General features: G+C 36.8%; 19 protein-coding genes and 1 tRNA gene. 9 read left to right on the plus strand and 11 right to left on the minus strand.

Annotation, left to right across the window (positions count from 1 at the left end):
* The first annotated feature begins 32 nt into the window (after positions 1-32).
* The 3 genes from glnD to ABN256_RS14405 all read left to right on the plus strand — a co-directional run bounded on the left by glnD (position 33) and on the right by ABN256_RS14405 (position 3,994).
* Entirely contained in the window at positions 33-2,678 is a 2,646-nt protein-coding gene (glnD, locus tag ABN256_RS14395; protein ID WP_197270002.1) for a bifunctional uridylyltransferase/uridylyl-removing protein GlnD, read from the plus strand.
* Positions 2,679-2,712: 34 nt separating this feature from the next.
* Positions 2,713-3,537: a 2,3,4,5-tetrahydropyridine-2,6-dicarboxylate N-succinyltransferase gene (gene dapD, locus ABN256_RS14400; protein ID WP_072070013.1), complete on the plus strand. Its 825-nt coding sequence runs from the start codon at positions 2,713-2,715 to the stop codon at positions 3,535-3,537.
* Between the two features lie 70 nt (positions 3,538-3,607).
* Positions 3,608-3,994: a DUF3461 family protein gene (locus ABN256_RS14405; RefSeq protein WP_006535910.1), complete on the plus strand. Its 387-nt coding sequence runs from the start codon at positions 3,608-3,610 to the stop codon at positions 3,992-3,994.
* Positions 3,995-4,155: 161 nt separating this feature from the next.
* On the opposite strand, the gene ABN256_RS14410 is transcribed toward ABN256_RS14405, so the two are convergent.
* From ABN256_RS14410 to syd, 6 genes are all read right to left on the minus strand, one after another.
* Positions 4,156-4,599, minus strand: a complete 444-nt coding sequence (locus tag ABN256_RS14410) for a flavodoxin (RefSeq protein ID WP_196554694.1) — start codon at positions 4,597-4,599, stop codon at positions 4,156-4,158.
* Positions 4,600-4,673: 74 nt separating this feature from the next.
* Positions 4,674-6,185: a hypothetical protein gene (locus ABN256_RS14415; RefSeq protein WP_196554695.1), complete on the minus strand. Its 1,512-nt coding sequence runs from the start codon at positions 6,183-6,185 to the stop codon at positions 4,674-4,676.
* Positions 6,186-6,307: 122 nt separating this feature from the next.
* Positions 6,308-7,759, minus strand: a complete 1,452-nt coding sequence (ptsG, locus tag ABN256_RS14420) for a PTS glucose transporter subunit IIBC (protein ID WP_197269920.1) — start codon at positions 7,757-7,759, stop codon at positions 6,308-6,310.
* Positions 7,760-8,061: 302 nt separating this feature from the next.
* Positions 8,062-8,826 (minus strand): tRNA pseudouridine(65) synthase TruC, encoded by a 765-nt coding sequence (gene truC, locus ABN256_RS14425; RefSeq protein ID WP_072070019.1) that lies wholly within the window; start codon positions 8,824-8,826, stop codon positions 8,062-8,064.
* An 8-nt stretch (positions 8,827-8,834) separates the two neighbouring features.
* Entirely contained in the window at positions 8,835-9,158 is a 324-nt protein-coding gene (locus ABN256_RS14430) for a YqcC family protein (RefSeq protein WP_196554697.1), read from the minus strand.
* Positions 9,159-9,623: 465 nt separating this feature from the next.
* The gene (gene syd / locus ABN256_RS14435; protein WP_072070021.1) at positions 9,624-10,175 is read right to left on the minus strand and encodes a SecY-interacting protein; all 552 of its coding nucleotides are present in this window, start codon (positions 10,173-10,175) and stop codon (positions 9,624-9,626) included.
* 156 nt (positions 10,176-10,331) lie between these two features.
* On the opposite strand from syd, the gene queF reads away from it, so the two are divergent.
* The 3 genes from queF (at position 10,332) to xni (ending at position 13,395) form a co-directional block, all read left to right on the plus strand.
* On the plus strand, positions 10,332-11,177 hold the full coding sequence (gene queF / locus ABN256_RS14440; protein WP_349439625.1) for an NADPH-dependent 7-cyano-7-deazaguanine reductase QueF: 846 nt from the start codon (positions 10,332-10,334) through the stop codon (positions 11,175-11,177).
* Positions 11,178-11,268: 91 nt separating this feature from the next.
* Entirely contained in the window at positions 11,269-12,636 is a 1,368-nt protein-coding gene (gene ppnN / locus ABN256_RS14445; protein ID WP_072070023.1) for a nucleotide 5'-monophosphate nucleosidase PpnN, read from the plus strand.
* 6 nt (positions 12,637-12,642) lie between these two features.
* On the plus strand, positions 12,643-13,395 hold the full coding sequence (xni, locus tag ABN256_RS14450) for a flap endonuclease Xni (protein WP_349439627.1): 753 nt from the start codon (positions 12,643-12,645) through the stop codon (positions 13,393-13,395).
* A 131-nt stretch (positions 13,396-13,526) separates the two neighbouring features.
* Here the strand turns inward: xni and rlmM are convergent, their stop codons facing one another.
* Genes rlmM through ABN256_RS14465 form a run of 3 tightly spaced genes read right to left on the minus strand, consistent with a single transcriptional unit; the run spans position 13,527 to position 15,978 of the window.
* Positions 13,527-14,624 (minus strand): 23S rRNA (cytidine(2498)-2'-O)-methyltransferase RlmM, encoded by a 1,098-nt coding sequence (gene rlmM, locus ABN256_RS14455; RefSeq protein ID WP_349439629.1) that lies wholly within the window; start codon positions 14,622-14,624, stop codon positions 13,527-13,529.
* Positions 14,617-15,012: a DUF423 domain-containing protein gene (locus tag ABN256_RS14460; RefSeq protein WP_087803510.1), complete on the minus strand. Its 396-nt coding sequence runs from the start codon at positions 15,010-15,012 to the stop codon at positions 14,617-14,619. Before ABN256_RS14460 ends, rlmM begins: the two co-directional genes overlap by 8 nt.
* Before the next feature lie 45 nt (positions 15,013-15,057).
* Positions 15,058-15,978, minus strand: a complete 921-nt coding sequence (locus tag ABN256_RS14465) for a transcriptional regulator GcvA (RefSeq protein WP_072070027.1) — start codon at positions 15,976-15,978, stop codon at positions 15,058-15,060.
* A 661-nt stretch (positions 15,979-16,639) separates the two neighbouring features.
* On the opposite strand from ABN256_RS14465, the gene csdA reads away from it, so the two are divergent.
* Together csdA and csdE are read left to right on the plus strand one after the other, a co-directional pair.
* The gene (gene csdA, locus ABN256_RS14470) at positions 16,640-17,851 is read left to right on the plus strand and encodes a cysteine desulfurase CsdA (protein WP_349439630.1); all 1,212 of its coding nucleotides are present in this window, start codon (positions 16,640-16,642) and stop codon (positions 17,849-17,851) included.
* Positions 17,852-17,856: 5 nt separating this feature from the next.
* Positions 17,857-18,297 (plus strand): cysteine desulfurase sulfur acceptor subunit CsdE, encoded by a 441-nt coding sequence (gene csdE / locus ABN256_RS14475; protein WP_349439631.1) that lies wholly within the window; start codon positions 17,857-17,859, stop codon positions 18,295-18,297.
* 116 nt (positions 18,298-18,413) lie between these two features.
* Here the strand turns inward: csdE and tcdA are convergent, their stop codons facing one another.
* Positions 18,414-19,271: a tRNA cyclic N6-threonylcarbamoyladenosine(37) synthase TcdA gene (gene tcdA / locus ABN256_RS14480; RefSeq protein ID WP_349439660.1), complete on the minus strand. Its 858-nt coding sequence runs from the start codon at positions 19,269-19,271 to the stop codon at positions 18,414-18,416.
* A 108-nt stretch (positions 19,272-19,379) separates the two neighbouring features.
* On the minus strand, positions 19,380-20,474 hold the full coding sequence (gene mltA / locus ABN256_RS14485; RefSeq protein ID WP_196554703.1) for a murein transglycosylase A: 1,095 nt from the start codon (positions 20,472-20,474) through the stop codon (positions 19,380-19,382).
* A 358-nt stretch (positions 20,475-20,832) separates the two neighbouring features.
* On the opposite strand from mltA, the gene ABN256_RS14490 reads away from it, so the two are divergent.
* A tRNA-Met gene (locus ABN256_RS14490) sits at positions 20,833-20,909 on the plus strand.
* Positions 20,910-20,942 lie beyond the last annotated feature (33 nt).

Raw genomic sequence — 20,942 nt, forward strand, 5'->3', positions numbered from 1 at the left:
CCATAGGCAAACATTGAGTAAGAAGACGAATGATGACCACTAAAAACGTATTTCAAACACAACCCCCTTCCCCTTTTTTGCTGACGAAAAACACACAAAATCACACTGAGCTAAAACAATCTATCGAACAATTTCAGTCTTGGTTAGCTGATGCTTTTCACCACAATGTCGATGTAACTTTATTGCTTCAAGCCCGTAGCCATTTTATTGACCAACTCTTGACACAATTATGGCGTTATACTCAATTATCTGATTATCCTGACCTTAGTATTATTGCTGTTGGTGGTTATGGTAGGCAAGAGTTACACCCTCTTTCTGATATTGACCTTCTGTTTTTAAGTGATTCACCTTTATCACCAGAAATAGCCGACAAAATCAGTAAATTAATTACCTTACTTTGGGATGTTCGTCTTGAAATCGGTGTCAGCGTTAGAACAATGGAAGAGTGTCTTTTAGAAGGTCTCTCTGATTTAACGGTAGCGACAAATTTACTAGAAGCTCGCCTTGTTTGTGGTAATCAATCACTTTATCAACAGTTAATTAATCATATTTTCAGCCAAGGATTTTGGCCATCACCTGATTTTTTTGCAGCAAAAATAGAAGAACAAAAACAAAGACATAACCGATTTCATAGTACCAGTTATAACCTAGAACCAGATATTAAAAGTAGTCCCGGCGGTCTTCGTGATATTCACACGCTAATTTGGGTTGCTCATCGACATTTTGGTGCAACCTCTATCTCAGAAATGGTGAACTTTGGCTTTTTAACTCCCGCCGAAGGACAAGAACTACTAGAATGCCAATACACTTTGTGGAAAATTCGCTTTGCATTACACCTGGTACTTTCTCGCTACGACAATCGCCTACTATTTGATAGACAACTTAACGTTGCTCAATACTTAAATTATCAAGGAGAAGGCAATCAGCCGGTTGAAAAAATGATGAAGGATTATTATCGCGTTACTCGCCGTGTTAGTGAGTTAAACGATATGTTACTTCAGTTATTTGATGAAGCCATCCTTGCTTTACAACCCAATGTAAAACCACGACCATTAGATAATGAATTCCAGCTAAGGGGCTCTCTCATTGATGTTATCGATGATAGCTGTTTTCTTGATGATCCTATCGCCATTATGCGTCTATTTTTGCGTATGGCAGAACATAAAGAGATCACGGGAATTTATTCTACAACACTACGCCATTTACGTTATGCGCGTCGTCATTTAGTCCAACCTTTATGTGAGTACCCACTAGCACGCCAAGTTTTTATGCAGATCTTGCGTCATCCTCATGCCGTTTCTGGCGCATTTGTACCTATGCACAAACACAGTGTACTCGCAGCTTACTTTCCACAATGGAATAACATTGTAGGGCAAATGCAGTTTGATTTATTCCATGCCTATACTGTTGATGAACACACGATCCGTGTTTTACAAAAACTCGAAAGCTTTGGTTCTCTAGAAAACCATGAAAAGCACCCACTCTGTGTTGATATTTACCCACAACTTCCACAACTTGAATTGCTCCGTTTAGCTGCACTTTTTCATGATATAGCTAAAGGCCGACATGGTGATCACTCTGTGCTAGGTGCTCAAGATGTTGCCCACTTTGCCCAACAACATGGCCTAAATCAAAGGGAATCAGCATTAGTTGAATGGTTAGTTAGTCATCACTTACTTATGTCTGTCACAGCACAAAGACGTGATATTCAAGATCCTGACATCATTTTTCAGTTTGCATCAGAAGTAAAAAATGAAAGTCGATTACGTTACCTTTTATGTTTAACTGTTGCTGATATCTGCGCGACCAACAGTAGCTTATGGAATAGTTGGAAACAGAGCTTATTACGTGAGCTTTTTCTATCGACAGAAGCGCAATTACGCCAAGGTATGCATTCTATTCCTGATTTACGTGAACGTATCCGTCATCATCGTTTGCAAGCACTAACTATTTTACGTACAGAGCATGTTGATGAAGAAAAATTACAAGCAATTTGGGGGCGTTGTCACGCCGATTATTTTTTACGGCACACACCAGAACAGATTGCTTGGCATGCCCTTGCTTTAATTGAACATAATAGTGCTACTCCTATGGTATTAATTAGCCAGCAAACAGAACATGGTGGCACGGAAATATTTATTTGGTGCGCAGATAGACCCTCTCTTTTTGCCTCCGTTGCAGGTGAACTTGATAGACGTAATTTAAACATCCATAACGCACAAATATTTACTAACCGCGATAATATGGCTATGGATACCTTTATTGTGTTAGAGCCTAATGGTAAGCCTCTTGCCATTGATAGATATAATGCTATCCGCAACGCTTTGATCCAAGTTGTATCAGCTCCTTATAACACCAATGCGAAAACACGTTCACTACCTGCAAAATTACGCCATTTTGATGTTCCAACAAAAATTAATTTTGTCGAGTCTAATCATAATAAACGCACTTATATGGAATTATTTGCACGAGATCGCCCTGGTTTATTAGCAATTATTGGTAAAGTTTTTGCTGATCTTTCATTGTCCTTACATGGCGCAAGGATCACCACAATAGGTGAACGTGTTGAGGATTTCTTCGTATTAACCGATAGTGAAAATAAAGCGTTAAACCAAAAAATGAAGAATGAAGTCGTAGAAAGGTTGACAAAAGCACTAGTTTCAAAGGATAAAATATAGGAACCCACGACAATACATATAGGAAATACTATTGATGCAAGCATTACAATCTATTATTGATAACGCCTTTGAACATCGTGCAGATATCACTCCAAACAACGTTGAGCCTCATATTCGTGATGCAATTAATAACGTTATTACACAGTTAGACAGCGGAAAACTGCGAGTGGCGGAAAAAATTGACGGTCAGTGGGTGACTCATCAATGGTTAAAAAAAGCGGTTCTACTCTCTTTTCGTATTAATCACAACCAAGTGATAGACGGCAGTGAAAGTCGCTATTTTGACAAAGTACCTATGAAATTTGCTAATTATGACCAAGCACGTTTTGAAAAAGAAGGTTTTCGTGTTGTCCCTCCTGCAGCCGTTAGACAAGGTGCTTATATCGCTCGCAATACTGTTTTAATGCCTTCTTACGTTAATATTGGTGCTTACGTTGATGAAGGTAGCATGGTTGATACATGGGCTACAGTAGGTTCATGTGCCCAAATTGGTAAAAATGTTCACCTTTCTGGCGGTGTAGGAATTGGCGGTGTCTTAGAGCCACTACAAGCAAATCCAACCATTATTGAAGATAATTGTTTTATTGGCGCACGTTCTGAAATTGTTGAAGGCGTTATTGTTGAAGAAGGCGCGGTTATTTCAATGGGCGTTTATATTGGTCAAAGTACCAAGATTTATGACAGAGAAACGGGCGAAGTACATTATGGCCGAGTACCCGCCGGCTCTGTCGTCGTTTCAGGCAATTTACCATCTAAAGATGGCAGCTATAGCCTTTATTGCGCGGTTATTGTGAAAAAAGTGGATGCTAAAACGCGTGGAAAAGTTGGTATTAATGAATTGTTAAGAACTATCGACTAATATAAGAACAGCGGATAGAATTAATTCTGTTCGCTATTCTTTCACCCATTTTTCTATCAGGTGCCAATATATGTACGATAATTTAAAAAATTTAGGGATCCCGCATCCTGAAGATATTGACCGCTATACCCTACGCCAAGAAGCTAACAACGATATTTTAAAAATCTATTTTCGCAAAGACAAAGGTGAATTCTTTGCAAAAAGCGTAAAATTTAAATATCCGCGTCAACGTAAAACGATTTCTGATGGTCAATCAGGGCAAGGTTTTAAAGAAGTAAATGAAATCAATACTAACTTACGTTATGTTATTGAAGAATTAGATCAAATTTGCCAACAAGACCAAGTAGAAGTCGATTTAAAACATAAAATTCTGGACGATTTACGCCATCTTGAGCATGTTGTCGCAAATAAAATTGCTGAAATTGAAGCTGATTTAGAAAAACTAACCCGTCGTTGATAATATAATACAAAGACTAATTAATTTTAGTTGATTTAAGACATTAGTTTTACATAGAGTACCGCTTATTTGCTGATAAAATGAAAATAAGCGGTATTTAAAATATGACACGTTACTCACTTCTGTATTGACCAATGAGATTTACCAAATTATTTTCTCATTTAACCTAATTGACTAACCCAGTTCTCTATCCAATCTATTGCAAATATTTCTGGTTCGGCAACATCCATACCATCTATTTTCAGCATGTCACCAATACGCGTTGCTTGATGCTCTTGTAATAGTTCTTCAAACTGTATCCCTGCACCACAAAAATGGTCATAACTACTGTCACCTAAAGCAATCAAGCCATAGCGTAGATTCGGCTGATATCCTACATTATCACGCAGTTCATGAAATAAAGGTGCGATAGTATCAGGTAAATCCCCTTGCCCTGTGCTCGATGTTATCACTAACACGGTTGAATATTTTTGCCAATCCGCAAGAGTTCCTTCTTCATAAACATTAGCTTGGTGTTTATGCTCAAGTAAAATACGTTGAGCCTCTTCAGCAACCGCTAATGCATTACCATAAACAGTACCTACAAAAATACCGATTTTAGCCATAATATCCTCTATTTCATCTATCAATAAACATAGAAAGCCATATCCTACCGTTATCAATATACAAATTATGCACCTTATTTCTCAAGAATAAATTCTTTATAAATTTTATTCCATTCGGTGCGCTCTTTAGAAAATCGCCAAAAAATATCGTTCATAGGCAAAGATTCATTTATTGTTTTAGCCACTAATTTACATGCCCATTTAGGTACTGAATTATTTTTAAAATCTTTAGATTGCAGCAAAAGGAATAAATTTTCATATAACATATTTAATTTATTAAAGGCATCATTACTTTTCTTTTGTTTTTCTAGATACTTACTCGGAAAAAAATACTTATACATTCTAAAGAAGAGTCTCTTAGGATTTTCTAATGATTCATGATAAAGGCATAATTGAGAAGAAGCATCTCTTATTTTATTAAAAAAACACTTTTTAAAATCAGCATCATCCTTATAAATTGTAAAGAGTTTATATGAATCAACTTCCTCATAAATAGCATTTAATTCACGAACTTTAAATCCAGCCATTTTTTTTATATTTATATCGAGATCACTAATAATCAAATTTACTTCATTTAACCTCTCATTCAAATCTACAACACTTAATTTAAAAAAATCACTATTTAAATTAACATTATTTACTCTATCTCTTAATTTATCAACATCAATACTAAGTTCATTAATAAATTTATTATCAATATTTTCATCATTACAATTAATAAGATGAGATATATGAATTATAGGTCTAATAACATTAAGATAACTTTCATTTAAGGCCTCTAAAAACTCATTTAATCTTTCTTTTCTTTCATTAATTTTCTTTATTGTTTTTAAGTTTTCATTATTTTTTTCTCCTGTTAATTCGTTAATTTTCTTTGAGATTTCATTGTTTTTTTCTCTTGTTAATTTTAAATAATCACTCTGTTCTTCTTTTTTAGAATGCTTTATGTTGTTGTGAGATCCCGCTTCTATTGGTTTATTATCACAATCATTCTCGGTTCGCACAACTTCAGGCTTTATTGATTGAACCTCCAACATTACTGACATTTTTTTATCATATATTTCTAATTGTTTTCTATTTTTAATTAATGATAAAACCCCATTGTTATTTATTTTATTTGCAATTTTATCAATATTATGAAAAATTTCTTTTTTATCTTTAGATATGAATTTATTAATTAATACATTTTTATCACTAAATAACATTTTAAAAAGTGTGCTATGTTTATTTTTATTCTTTAACAATGAAGAAAACAAACGATTAAGATCATCGCCACTATTTAAATTTAAAATACCCACTTTTCCATCAGTGATTATTATATTATTAATCAACCCTTCTTTAAGAATGATTTTATTTAACTTATCCAATCTATCTTTTTTATTTAAAATGTATTTATCAAGTGTGTTTTTTAATTCATAATTAAACTTTGAAAAAATAAATATCTTATCTTTGTTGAAAACCTTTAGCTCTTCATCTTTATATTTTATAAATGTAAATAGTTCATTATCTTCAAAAAGGGCCTTTTTGCTATCTTCCAGTACGAGTACAAATCTTTTATTATTTGCTATTGGTAATGTTGAATTCATACCTACTCCTAGGTTCAGGTTAATACCTAAGAGAATTACATATTTTTCATCTATATTATTTCAATAAAAAAACACTCCCTGTCTACACATAAGAGTGTTTTTATAATTCAATCAAAAGCAATTTATTCTTTTTCTGTCGTCTCCAAAGACCGGATATATTCATCCATTTCAGTTTTTAAATTATCTGACTTAGGACCAAAAATTGCTTGAATACCAGAGCCGACAACGACTACACCAGCAGCGCCCAATCTTTTCAATTCATCACGATCAACCTTATCGATCTCTTTTACACCAATGCGTAAGCGTGTGATACATGCATCTAAACTACTGATATTATCTTTACCACCAAAAGCAGTAACTAAAGATTGTCCCATCGCGCTTTTATCCGCTTGTTTTGCGTTTTTATCTTCAACTTCTCGACCTGGTGTTTTCAGGTTTAGTTTCACGATTAAGAAACGGAAAATAGAGTAATAAGTTATGGCATAAAGTATGCCAATAATTGGGAACAGATACAGTTTGCTACTATTACCACTTAATACAATAAAGTCGATCAAGCCATGAGAGAAACTAGTACCATCACGCATACCTAACAAGATACAAATAACAAACGCTAAACCAGCCAAAATAGCATGAATAACATAAAGGATTGGAGCGACGAACATAAATGAGAATTCAATAGGCTCAGTGATCCCTGTCAAGAAGGCGGTTAATGCCGCAGAAATCATGATACCACCAACTTTTACACGATTCTCAGGGCGTGCTGAATGCCAAATCGCAATAGCAGCAGCAGGTAAACCAAACATCTTAAATAAGAAGCCACCTGACAACATACCGGCAGTTGGGTCACCGGCCATATAACGAGGAATATCACCGTGGAATACTTGTCCTGCACTATTTACATATTCACCCACTTGCATTTGGAACGGTACATTCCAGATGTGGTGTAAACCAAATGGCACTAATCCACGCTCTACAACACCATAAATACCAAAAGCAACAGCCGGATTTTGATAGGCTGCCCATTCAGAGAAACGTTGGATAGCTGTACCGATAGGAGGCCAAATAAAAGCTAAGATAATCCCAACAAAAATAGCAATTAATCCTGAAATAATAGGAACAAAACGCTTACCTGCAAAAAATCCTAAATACTCAGGTAATTTGATGCGATAAAAGCGGTTAAACATGGAGGCGGCAATAATACCTGCAATAATGCCCCCTAACACACCAGTATCAGTAAGATGCTGAGCCTCAATTTCAGCTGAAGAAAGCCCTAAAACCCAAGGAGCAACCACTATCATGGTTTTAGACATAATGCCGTAAGCTACCACAGAAGCTAGCGCTGATACCCCGTCATTATTGGTAAAGCCTAACGCAACACCAATGGCAAATATAAGTGGCATATTAGAGAAAACTGAACCACCCGCTTCTGCCATAACTTGAGAAACAGAAGAAGGTATCCATGATAGATCTGCGGAACCAACTCCTAATAAAATACCGGCAATAGGCAGTACAGATACCGGTAACATCAAGGACTTTCCGATTTTTTGTAAAACAACAAATAGGTTTTTAAACATCAAGCAGACTCCCGGAATGTGGGTTTTATATGTTGTAAGTTTTTTATTTGTTTAAAGTAGTGTGGGTTCTATTTCATAAACTTATCTAATGATAAGCCTTATTTATTTCACATCATAAAATAAATCGCTTAATGAATACATGATAGCTGTCACGTTTCAATACATGTGATCATAACTATTTGTAGAATTACATATTTTACAAATAGTTAATAGAGCTTGTGAATTTGCGCAAACTATCAAGACTTAAGTAAAAAAGCCTTGATAGTAACGCAATGAAATAAATATTGGGGATAAGAAAGGTATTAGAAGTGATGAGCTAAATCTTCACCATACTGCTCTAATTCAGGTCTTAATCCACGCCAACCAAATTGATTAATAAGGTGTTGCCAAGGGAGATCCCATTTCGCCGTTAAATTTAGTGGTTGCAATGTGATTGGATGAATTAAGTTTAGATGGCTTGCATGTAACATCAAGCGATGAGATTGAAAATGATTTACAACACCACGGTTTTGACGTAAATCACCATGAGCCGTATCGCCGATGATTGGGTGGCGAATGTGAGACATATGGCGACGTAGTTGATGCTTACGGCCTGTTTCAGGACACAATTCTAATAAACTAAATCGAGACGTAGGATAGCGCCCAAGCGCAACCTCTTTTTCAACGGTTGCTAATGGCTGGCAATGTGTTACACATTCTTGAATTTGTGGTGGTTGAGTTGCAAATTTGTCTGCAATTTTATCTAACTCCTCCACTAAAGGGCTATCAATGACTAACGCCTCTTCAACATATCCTCTGACAACAGCATGGTAAATTTTTTCTGTTTTATGTTGTTCAAAAGATTGAGAAAGAGCCCTAGCAACCTCAGAAGAAAGCGCCATTAATAGAACACCAGATGTAGGTCTATCTAAGCGGTGTACAGGAAAAACATGTTGCCCGATTTGATCTCTCAATGTTTGCATCACAAACACAGTTTCATGTCTATCTAGCCAACTGCGGTGAACAAGCCAACCAGCAGGTTTATTCACCGCAACAAGATATTCATCTTGATAAATAATATCTAACATTGTTGGCCTTATGATTTAAACATTGCGTCGAGTTCACGCAAATGATTAAGTAAATCCGTAAAGTCGCGACTTTCATCATCTTTAAATGCTTCTTCGTAATACGGTGCTATTGCAAATGAATTAGGTAATGGCATCTCATTTTCAATCATTGATGACAATCGCGGAATCAATACCCACTGTAACCATTCGTGAGCACTCATTGTATCAATACAAAAAGGTTCAATACTTTCAAATGCTTGCTCGGCAGGTGTTCCTAATTGCCATAGCTCAATGTTCTTCATCTCTTCTTCGATTAAGAGCAATTTCGCTAAAATGCGTTGTTCTGGTGTCATCATGTGTTCCTTATATAAAACTTACGAATAAGGATAACATTGGGATGGAATAGCAGAAAACAAATAAAAAAATAAAAGGAGCCGAAACTCCTTTTAGACAAGAAAAATAACTGTCTGTACAACACATGCATCCAAGCAAGACCGTTTTATCTATCCCTGTGATTAAGTCTGTATCCACATTAATGGAAATATCCTATTTCCTGTGCCCTTGATTACTTAACATTATTTCGGCCACCAAGCAGTCCTTTAGTTGGTGAACGTAGAATGCCAATAATTGATTAGTTAAACAACCCACAAAAAAAAAGCAATTAAATAAAAATAACCATAAATAAAAACAATAAGTTATTAAGTTATTGCTCTACTTAAATAAATCAAATCTACTCTTATACAAGAGCCCATTGTCTAAAAAAACAGACTCTTTTTTTGTAAGATATATCTCACACAGATAGTAGTTTTAGGACTACATCATTCACTATATACCACGACTAATTCTGATAAAAAAACAGATAAATTTTCTGCTAGGACTTCTCTTTTCTTTTGACCAAAAGTTTCAAGAATGACTTCACCAGAAACATTACATACAGAAATTATGTCGTTTTCTGAATCGGTTGTACCAATAAATAAAGTTGGTGTTAATTTCAGCCGCTTTTGTGTTACCAAATGCCCAATAATATTTTCTTGTAGGCGGATAAAATCTTCTTCACTCCAAACTTGGATTAAGCTCAAGTGTGTATCTCTAAAGCGAACTTGCATATCTCCTGCATACTGAGTGGTAAAGTAATTATGTAATTCAGGGCGGATAATGATCCCCATCGCTTTTTCAACTTTTTCTAGTTTATCCGTTCCCACAAAAGGCTGAGGCAGCCAATAAACGACTTCATCACCTGTTCTTGATATACAAACAGAAGGAACACCATAGAGATCTGCACTCGCAGGAGGTAAACCTGATTTTTCTTGCCATAACTCAACATATTTTTGGGTGAAGGCTTTTAATTCAGAGGAAATGTTTTCAATCATGGTTATCAGCTTTATCTGTTAAATAAAAATTAGCCTTTATGTTACCTGATTATGTTGTTAATTCAGAGCATCAAAAATAAAGCATTCGTATACTATTGATGTTTCAATAGTATAATTAGTCTTCTTTTATTTTCAGTTAAAGTTAGGATGTAAATTATGTCTTTATATCAAGGTGATAAATCTCTTGAAACATTATCTTTAGGCAAAAAGACTCAATATCATGATCACTATAATGCCGAATTATTACAAGGCGTTCCTCGTAGCCTAAACCGAGACTCACTTTCTTTAACTACTGAAAATTTGCCATTTCATGGTGGTGATATTTGGACTATGTATGAACTCTCTTGGCTTAATAGCAAAGGGTTGCCACAAGTTGCAATTGGTCATGTTGAATTAGATGCAAAGACTGAAAACCTCATTGAGTCTAAAAGCTTTAAGCTATATCTCAACAGTTTTAACCAAACTCGCTTTGAAAGCTGGGATATCGTTGAAAAAACCTTACTTAAAGATTTAACCTCTTGTGCTAAAGGTAAAGTGAGTCTGGCTATTTACCCACTTTCGCATTTTACATCACAACCTATTGTTGATTTTGCTGGAGAGTGTATTGATGAACAAGACATTGAAATCGATAATTATCAGTTTGATGCACAATGGTTAAACGGATCGACAACCGATACATTGGTTGAGGAAACTCTAGTCAGTCATCTGTTAAAATCAAACTGCCTTATTACCAATCAACCAGATTGGGGATCTGTCGCTATCCAATATAAAGGCAAAAAAATTGATCGTGAAAAATTGCTACGCTATTTAGTCTCATTTAGACAACATAATGAATTTCATGAACAATGTGTTGAGCGAATTTTTCACGACATCATGCAATTTTGTGCACCTGAAACATTAACTGTATACGCAAGATATACACGACGTGGTGGATTAGATATCAATCCTTGGCGTAGTAATTGTGAGTTTGTTCCAAAAATCAGTCGATTAGCCAGACAATAACAGGAATAATGCCTGTATGTTAATATGATCTGTGTTATACCAAGATCAGTTGCACTTCAGTTTGTTATTTCAGGAGAAAAAGGAGTCCTACGTGATAACTCATGTCAGCCCATTAGGTTCCATGGATCTGCTTTCACAGCTAGAAGTTGATATGCTAAAGAGAACCGCAAGCAGTGATCTTTACCAACTGTTTCGTAATTGTTCTCTTGCTGTCCTCAACTCTGGTAGCCTTACTGATAGTAGTAAAGAGCTGTTATCTAAATACCAAGATTTTGATATTAACGTACTGCGCCGTGAACGTGGCGTGAAATTAGAGTTAGTCAATCCTCCTGAAGACGCCTTTGTTGATGGAAAAATTATTCGTTCACTGCAAGCTAACTTATTTGCTGTACTTCGTGACATTTTGTTTGTTCATGGACAAATCACAACAGCCAAACGTGATCTGCACCTTAATTTAGAAAATAGCACTCACATCACTAACACTATTTTCTCTATTTTGCGTAATGCTAGGGCTCTTCATATTGATGAAGATCCTAATATGATTGTGTGCTGGGGTGGTCACTCTATCAATGAAACTGAGTACCTTTATGGCCGAAAAGTGGGTAACGAATTAGGTCTACGAGAACTTAATATTTGTACAGGTTGTGGCCCAGGAGCGATGGAAGCACCAATGAAAGGTGCTGCGGTCGGCCATGCTCAACAACGTTATAAAAATAGCCGTTTCATTGGTATGACAGAACCTTCTATCATTGCGGCTGAGCCACCAAATCCATTAGTTAACGAACTCATTATCATGCCAGATATTGAAAAACGCCTGGAATCTTTTGTTCGTATTGGACATGGTATTATTATTTTTCCTGGTGGCGTGGGAACAGCCGAAGAATTACTGTATCTACTTGGTATTCTTATGTCTCCAGAAAACCAAGATCAAGTATTGCCACTGATTTTAACTGGCCCAAAAGAGAGTGCCGATTACTTTAATGTACTCGACGATTTTATCGCAAATACATTAGGTGACGAGGCTCGACGCCATTACCAAATCATTATTGATGATGCACCAGAAGTGGCTCGCATTATGAAAAAATATATGCCTTTGGTAAAAGATAATCGTCGTAGTACAGGGGATGCTTATAGCTTTAACTGGTCAATGAAGATCAATGCTGATTTACAGCTTCCTTTTGAACCAACACATGAAAATATGGAATCACTTAACCTAAGTACCGATCAATCACCTGAAAAATTAGCAGCTGACTTACGTCGCGCATTCTCTGGTATTGTGGCGGGTAACGTAAAAGAAGTGGGTATGAAAGCAATTGAAGCTTACGGCCCTTATAAAATCCATGGTGATCGTGAAATCATGCGTCGCATGGATATTTTATTAGCAGGCTTTGTTGAGCAACATCGTATGAAACTTCCGGGTGGTACAGCTTACCAACCATGTTACGAGATTATCAGCTAATTTATTATGATACATTTGCTGATTATTGATGCTTTAAATCTGATCCGCCGCATTCATGCGGCGTCAGGTTCTTCTTGTCTAACTGTGTGTGAACAGAGTGTCAATCAACTGCTTGGTCACACACAACCTACTCATGCCGTAGCAGTCTTTGATGAAGATGACAGAGATGGTAGTTGGCGACATCAACTCCTCCCTGATTATAAAGCTGGACGGACACCGATGCCTGATGAGTTGCGACAACAATTGCCAGAAATTAAAGCAATGTTACTCAATTTAGGAATACAAAGCTGGCATTCTGGTGGAGATGAAGCAGATGACGTTGCCGCAACATTAGCAGCGAAAGTAGCAAATGCTGGTTTTCGTGTCACTATTATTTCAACCGATAAAGGGTATTGCCAGTTACTTTCACCTTCTATTCGTATTCGAGATTATTTTCAGCGGCGCTGGTTAGATTTAGAATTTATCAAAGCAGAATTTGGTGTCGAGCCATCTCAGCTTACTGATTATTGGGGATTAACAGGAGTCAGTAGCAGCAAAGTTGCCGGAGTTCCCGGCATTGGTCCTAAAAGCGCTACAGAGCTTTTGCAAATTCATCCTAATTTAGAGTCACTTTATCAGCATATTGATGACATCCCTACAAAATGGCAGAACAAGCTTATTACTCACAAAGAGTCTGCATTTATTAGTCGGAAAATCACAACATTACGCACTGATATTCAATTAAACGGTAATCTACAACAATTACGTTTAAATAGTTAAACTCTAAGCAATTAAGACTCAGTCAGCTGATAATTTTAATATAATGATATAAAGTAAAAAAGCTAAGCCTATAAATAGAAGCTTAGCTTTTTTATTGTCATCAATAATATATTGATGGATCCTTATCATATTTAAAATTCACGGTCGGGTCGATAAGCGGCCCAAATATTTTGTATATGAACAGTTATTTCTTCTCTATCATGATAAAGATGTTTTGCTTGGATTTTAACGTTAATCCCTTTTTCAGCTAACTCCGTCTTTATTTTTTCAAGAATATGAGAAACTTCCTCATAACGCTTTTTCATTGGCAATTTTAAGTTAAAGATAGCTTCACGACACCATTCATTAGCAATCCAAGTTGTCATTAATGCAGCAACTTTAGCTGGTTTTTCAACCATATCGCAAACAAGCCATGTGATATTTTTAGAGGTAGGTTCAAATTTAAAACCATCAACTTGGTGATGACGAACTTGCCCTGTATCCATTAAAGATTGTGCCATTGGCCCATTATCAACAGCATGCACCATCATACTGCGTTTTACTAATTGATATGTCCAACCACCGGGGCATGCACCTAAATCGACCGCTTTCATTCCACTTGCTAAACGCTCTTCCCACTCCTCATAAGGAATGAAAATATGAAATGCTTCTTCAAGTTTTAATGTCGAACGACTTGGCGCATCTGATGGGAATTTTAATCGAGGAATACCCATATAAAATGGGGAATTATTAAAACTATAGGAATAGCCAACATAACAACATCCCGGCGCAATAAAAAACACATGAACAACAGGACGGCTAAAGTTCTCTACTTTCAACAATATTTTCTCATTACGTAAATGATTACGTAATGGCACCGTAAATTTACGGCAAAATTTTAATAACTCTTTACTTTCGTTTGTATCAGCAACTTCAACTCGAAGTTCACCCGCTTTTTCAACAGCACCTTTTAACATTCCAACAATAGGTGTAATTCTATCTTCTGGCGGTAAATCTTTAAGTAATTCACTTGTCACAAACATCTGACGAGCAAAAATTAATTCACGGAAATTTACTTCACGCGCGATCTTGTCTGCTTCACCTTCTTGGTAGCATTCAAAAATCACGTAGCCACTTCCTTCTTTAACACGAGGAAAGCCATAAACGCCGATTTGACCTGCTTTATCCGTAATCTCAGCCGCGCACTCTTTTTCAAAACCTTGGCGACAATATAATGCAACTTTATTCATGGCGAGACGCCGGTGCCCTTAGACGCAAAGCGCCAATAAAAATTAAAGTCCAACCAATAAGAAAGCTAAAACCACCAATTGGCGTAAAATAAGATAACAATCTAACTTGTGTTAGCGCCATACAATAAAGGCTACCACTGAAAAGTAGAATACCAACACTAAAGAAAATACCAGCCCAATAAAACCATAAAATAGTTTTTCGCATTAATATTGTTGCGATCCCGACAAGTATCAAGGTATGTACAATCTGGTAGCGCATCGCTAACTGGATGTATTCCCAATGTTGTGGCGATAAATGAGGTGCTAGCTTATGTGTTGCAAATGCACCAAAAGCGACATAAAAAAAGCCACTAATCGCGGAAAACATAAGCAATGTACGACTATTCACTGTTTATTCCTTCCTAATTTAGGAGATATTTTGCCAATCATAATATTAAGATGATGTCAGTAAACCCAGCTTTTCTTGTTCGTTCGCTGCTTGTGATAAAATCCATTGGCGAAAAGCCGCAATTTTACCCAATTCAGCCTGACTATCTTGGCAAACTAAATAAAATGCATTTTTACTGACAAGGACATCTGGGAAAGGTCTAACTAATCGACCTGATTCTATTTCACTACGTGCCATAACATTATTCACTAATGCAACGCCTTGTCCGTGTACAGCAGCCTGTATCACCATTGAGCTATGGCTAAAAATAGGTCCTTGTTGCACATTTATCTGATTTTGTATCTCTAACTGGCGAACATAAGCTTGCCAGTCTCGGCGAGATGTATCATGTAGCAGTGTATGATAAATCAGATCGGATGAGGTTTTTAGTGGTTTTTCACCTGTAAGTAAAGATGGTGCACAAACAGGGATCAAATATTCCGCATAGAGGCGATCTGTACGTAGCCCCGTCCAATTACCTCGACCATAAAAAATAGCCACATCAACATCATCAGCAAGCTTATCTTCTTCTCTATCAACCGCCTGAATTCTTACATCTATTCCCGGATAAGCCTGATTAAACCCTGATAATCTTGGCACTAACCATTGAATAGCAAAACTTGGAGATAAGCTAACTGTTAGTGCACCTTTCGCGCTTCTTGCTAATAATTTGCGAGTTGCCTCGTTAATTGATGAAAAAATCTCCTTGATATCGAGGTAATAACTCTGCCCTTCTTCTGTTAACAAAAGAGATCGATTGCGCCTTCTAAATAATTTTAGTCCAAGGAATTCTTCTAATGTTTTTATTTGATGGCTGACTGCTGCTTGTGTCACAAATAATTCTTCAGCGGCTTTAGTAAAACTTAAATGACGAGCCGCTGAATCAAAAACCCTAAGTGCATTTAATGGCGGTAAACGTTTAGACATAATCGGTTCTCAAACCCCTATTTTGGCTATTAGTAGATCCTAACTTTCATCATTAGTTTTTTTTATGCGAAGCATTATAAATTGTCCCTTGATGATTAGCCAGTAAATACCTATAGTAGGCGCACTTCCTAAGCCGGAACGAAAAGTTGTGTAGTAGCAATACTGCAAAACTTTTGGCTTTGTGGTTGTGATGTTGTGTTTGCAAGTTGTCTGGAAATTCCAGACTTAGTAGCTTATGCTACTGTTTTTTTTCACTTCCTGTACATTTACCCTGTCTGTCCATAGTGATTTTATAGTGCACCGCCAAGGCGGTGCTTTTTTTATCCCCTATTTTTCTCTCTTTTTTCTCCACTCACCTATTCAGTTTTGATGTTTTCATCCATTTCTTACGCTAAATTTATTGTCATTATGCTGAAAAAATACATCTGATCTTTTTTCAAATAATTTTTAATCAGCAAAAACAGGATATCAATCTAATGTGAGTGATTTTTATTGAGTGAACTTTCATCCTATTTATCGTGTTACTATAGCGTTAATAGCCTACAACAAACGGGTATTTTTAGTTTTCCGTTATAAATAAATATAATTAACCGTATAATCAATACGTCCTATTTTTAACGATTATCATCAAACATTATTCGTCTACTAATACAGCCTAATTATGAACGCATTTTCATCTGATTTATTTCGACAACAATTTCCTGCACTTGAAGAAAAAACGATTTATCTTGATAGTGCAGCGACTGCATTGAAGCCTCTTGCAATGATAGAAGCCTCTGATGCATTTTATCGACATAACCTTGCGACTGTGCATCGTAGCCAATATCAACAGGCGAAAGAAACCACACAACAGTTTGAAATGACTCGCCAACAAGTTGCTGGATTAATCAATAGTGCTGATAGTGACACCATTATTTGGACAAAGGGCACGACAGAATCGATTAACCTTATTGCTCAAGGTTATTTTCGCCCACGCTTACAAGCAGGTGATGAAATAATAGTGAGTGAGCAAGAACATCATGCCAACCTTATTCCTTGGTTAATGCTGGCACAACAGACAGGTGCACAGGTGATCCCTTGGGCTATTGAAGGTGATTTTTTGCCTTCAATTGAGAACCTAAATCACTTGCTCAGTGAGCGGACTCGTGTTGTGGCAATTAGCCAAATGTCGAATGTAACAGGTGCTCAAATCGCATTAGATAAAGTGTCTCAATGTGTACGCCAATATCATAATTGCTTATTGGTTGTTGATGGTGCGCAAGGTATTGCACACCACTCAACGGATGTGAGCGCACTTGATATTGATTTTTATGTTTTCTCCGCACACAAGCTTTATGGTCCTAATGGATTAGGTGTTTGTTATGGTAAACGTGAGCTTTTAGACGAGATGGCACCTTGGCATGGTGGTGGGAAAATGCTAACTAATGCAACCTTTAACAGTTTTACACCTGCAACTATTCCTCACTGTTTTGAAGCGGGAACACCTAATGTCGCTGGTGTTATCGCTTTCTCAGCGACATTAGCATGGTTAGAAACACAAGATATGTATCAGGCTAATCAATATACATTAGAGCTTGCAGATGAAGCTGAAAGACGCCTACGTGAGTTAGATGGATTTATCAGCTATCGCGCACCAAACTCATCCGTCATCTCTTTTAATTTTGCAGGCATCCACCATAGTGATTTAGCAACATTAATCACAGAGAAAGGTATAGCATTACGTTCAGGGCAACATTGTGCACAGCCTCTTATTGATTCATTGAATATATCAGGCTGCCTACGTATCTCTTTTATGCCTTATAATCAGCGTGCAGATATTGATGCTTTAATTGATGCGGTTAATTTTGCGCTAACACTTTTAAAAGACGAATAATCATCATGACTAATATCACAACACAACACCCTTTTGGCAATGAAATTACCCTAGACGTTTTGCTTAATGATTTTCAAAAATCAAAAGCATGGGAAGATAAATATCGTCAATTAATTCAACTCTCACGAAAATTGCCAACATTACCTGATGCATTAAAAACAACAGAAAAAGAGATCAAGGGTTGTGAAAATCGAGTCTGGTTAGGAGTTGAATTAAACAATGATGGTAAATATCACGTCTATGGTGATAGTGATGGACGGATCGTAAAAGGCTTACTCACTATTATCTTAACGGTAGTTGAAAATAAAACGGGACAGGAAATAGCTGATATCGATATATTAGCGATTTTTGATCAATTAGGATTGGCTAATCAAATTAGCCAATCTCGCACTGACGGAGTGAATGCGATTATCGCACGATTAAAATCACTCACTTCTCAATCTTAGCCTCAACTTAAGCTCAAAATCTCAATATATAATGCTACAAATATATACTCTAAATAATTCAAGTCACAGCTAGGCGACAAGTGAATAAGCCGCTAGGAGCATACATAAGTATGTGACTAGTGTGGATGAACACAGTCAACAACGCTGTGGTTTGAAGTATGACGAGTATCACGAGCACGCTGTGCTTTCGCTAGCATTTTCTTCAATGCATGAGACACCGCAATAAAGCCAAAAGAAGCTGTTACCATCGTTACTGCGCCAAATCCCGCAGAACAATCCATTCGCTTTACACCATCAGCAGTGCTTTTCGCTGCACAAACTGTACCATCACTCTGTGGGTAAACCAATTGTTCAGTAGAAAAAACACAGTCTATACCTAGCTTACCTTTGCTATTTTTCACAACATTAAAATCAGATTTTAAACGTTCTCTTAATTTTGCCGCTAAAGGATCTTGAATTGTTTTTGCTAAATCAACCACTTGGATTTGAGTTGGATCAATTTGCCCACCAGCCCCTCCAGTTGTGATCACAGGAATTTTATAACGGCGACAATAGGCTAATAATGCTGCTTTTGGTCTAACACTATCAATCGCATCAATCACATAATCAAAATTGTTATTCATCATCTCAGCGACATTATCAACCGTGACAAAATCATCAATACTAGTGACATTACATTCTGGGTTGATTTCCAAAATACGCTGTTTCATGGCGTCACATTTAGGCTGACCCACATTTTCTTTTAATGCATGTATTTGCCTATTCGTATTAGTTACGCAAACATCATCCATATCAATTAAGGTGATCGCACCAATGCCACTGCGTGCCAGTGCTTCTGCAGCCCAACTGCCTACCCCACCTATACCCACGACACAAATATGAGCCTGAGCAAAATAAGACAACGCTTTTTGCCCATAAAGTCGTCCTATTCCAGAAAAGCGTTGTAAATATGAATCTGATAATGAATTTTGCATGATGCGATAACAACCTAAATAACAGAAATAATTATGGCTATTGATATCAATAGCCATGTCGTTTACTTGATTTTACCGTTAATAATAACCTGATAAATAGTAAATCGTTTACGACGAAGGATTTAGCAAGTTAAGCTGTGATTTTTTTAATACCCAAACACGCCCATAATGATTATAAAAACCAGCCATATGACCCGCATCTTTACCAATCCCATGATAAATATCGAAATGATGCCCTTTAATTGCGCCACCTACATCTAATGCCACCATTAAACGCATTTGATATTCACCTGTAAACTTACCTGAATTATCAAGCACAGGAATTTCAGCCAGTAGTACGGTTCCCGCGGGGATAATACTTCTATCAGAAGCCACTGATGCTAGTGCAATTAATGGAATAGCACTAGCACCTCTTACTGGTGTAAAGGGCTCTGGTTTAAAAAAAACAAATGAAGGATTTTCTTCTAATAATTTTCTCACTTCAGTATCGTTATGTTTATCAGCCCATTCTCTAATAGCGAGCATCGACATATCTTTTCTTTCTACTTCACCATTATCGATTAGCACTTTACCTATACTTCGATAAGCATGCCCATTTTTCCCTGCATAACCGAAAAATGTAAGCGGTTTTCCATCACCAAAATCAACGTAACCACTTCCCTGAACTTCCATCATAAAATTATCCATAATGGAATTGCTGTAAGCCGCAATTAAAGATTGGCTTAATGCACCATTATAGATAGCTGCACGTGAAGGGAGTTTCGAGCGACTATTGGCAGGCATTTTATAAAGAGGATATTGGAATTCACCTTGTCGTGTTAAACGCGCTTCAAGAACTGGCGTATAATAACCAGTAAATTGAACGTTACCGTAGTTATCAACACCTTCCATTTGAAATGCAGAAAGATTAAATTGACGTAATTGGCGCGTATCAGCTCCTGAACGTAGCCAGTTTTCAACTGCTTGATAAGTCTCTTTGTTACTATTATACAAACGAGATGATGTTTGATTGATCTGATTAACTTGTTGCAGATAATCTGGGCCATTAATCGGTGTACCTTGTGTATTTGGCGAGCTGACTTCGATCAAGTCCTGTTTAAGCTTTCCATCTTTATATTGCTGACCTTGCTCTGTTGGACGATGACATCCTGTCAAGGCAAGCGCTAACATACCTAAAATTAACGATTTTCGCCAAGTAACCATTTTTTGCCCGCTTAATGACTAAATTTAAGTGTTGATTTTGAATTAGAAAGATACCAAAGCCAAATCAATAAAGATATGAATATGGATATACCGATAGTTAAGGTTTTTCTATTATCCCCTAATCAATATGACTTTTAAACATTAAGTCACAACAAGTGAAAATAGATAGGGAAACATAGATAAATGATGAGACTCCACTGAGCATTGTCGGCTTCTACAACCTTAAGCATAACGAGTATAACTGCCTAAAATTGCATCCCCATGTATTATTTCTGACCGTTTTTAAAAGAAAACGATAAAAATTTCATAAAAAACTTGCAACTCAGCAGATCCTGAGTATAGTGCCCCTCTGTGGAGACGCGGGGTGGAGCAGCTTGGTAGCTCGTCGGGCTCATAACCCGAAGGTCGTCAGTTCAAATCTGGCCCCCGCAACCAATTCACAAAGCAGTAAGTTATAGTATCAGTCGC

Source organism: Proteus sp. fly-1008 (assembly GCF_040140305.1).
Taxonomy (GTDB): domain Bacteria; phylum Pseudomonadota; class Gammaproteobacteria; order Enterobacterales; family Enterobacteriaceae; genus Proteus; species Proteus vulgaris_B.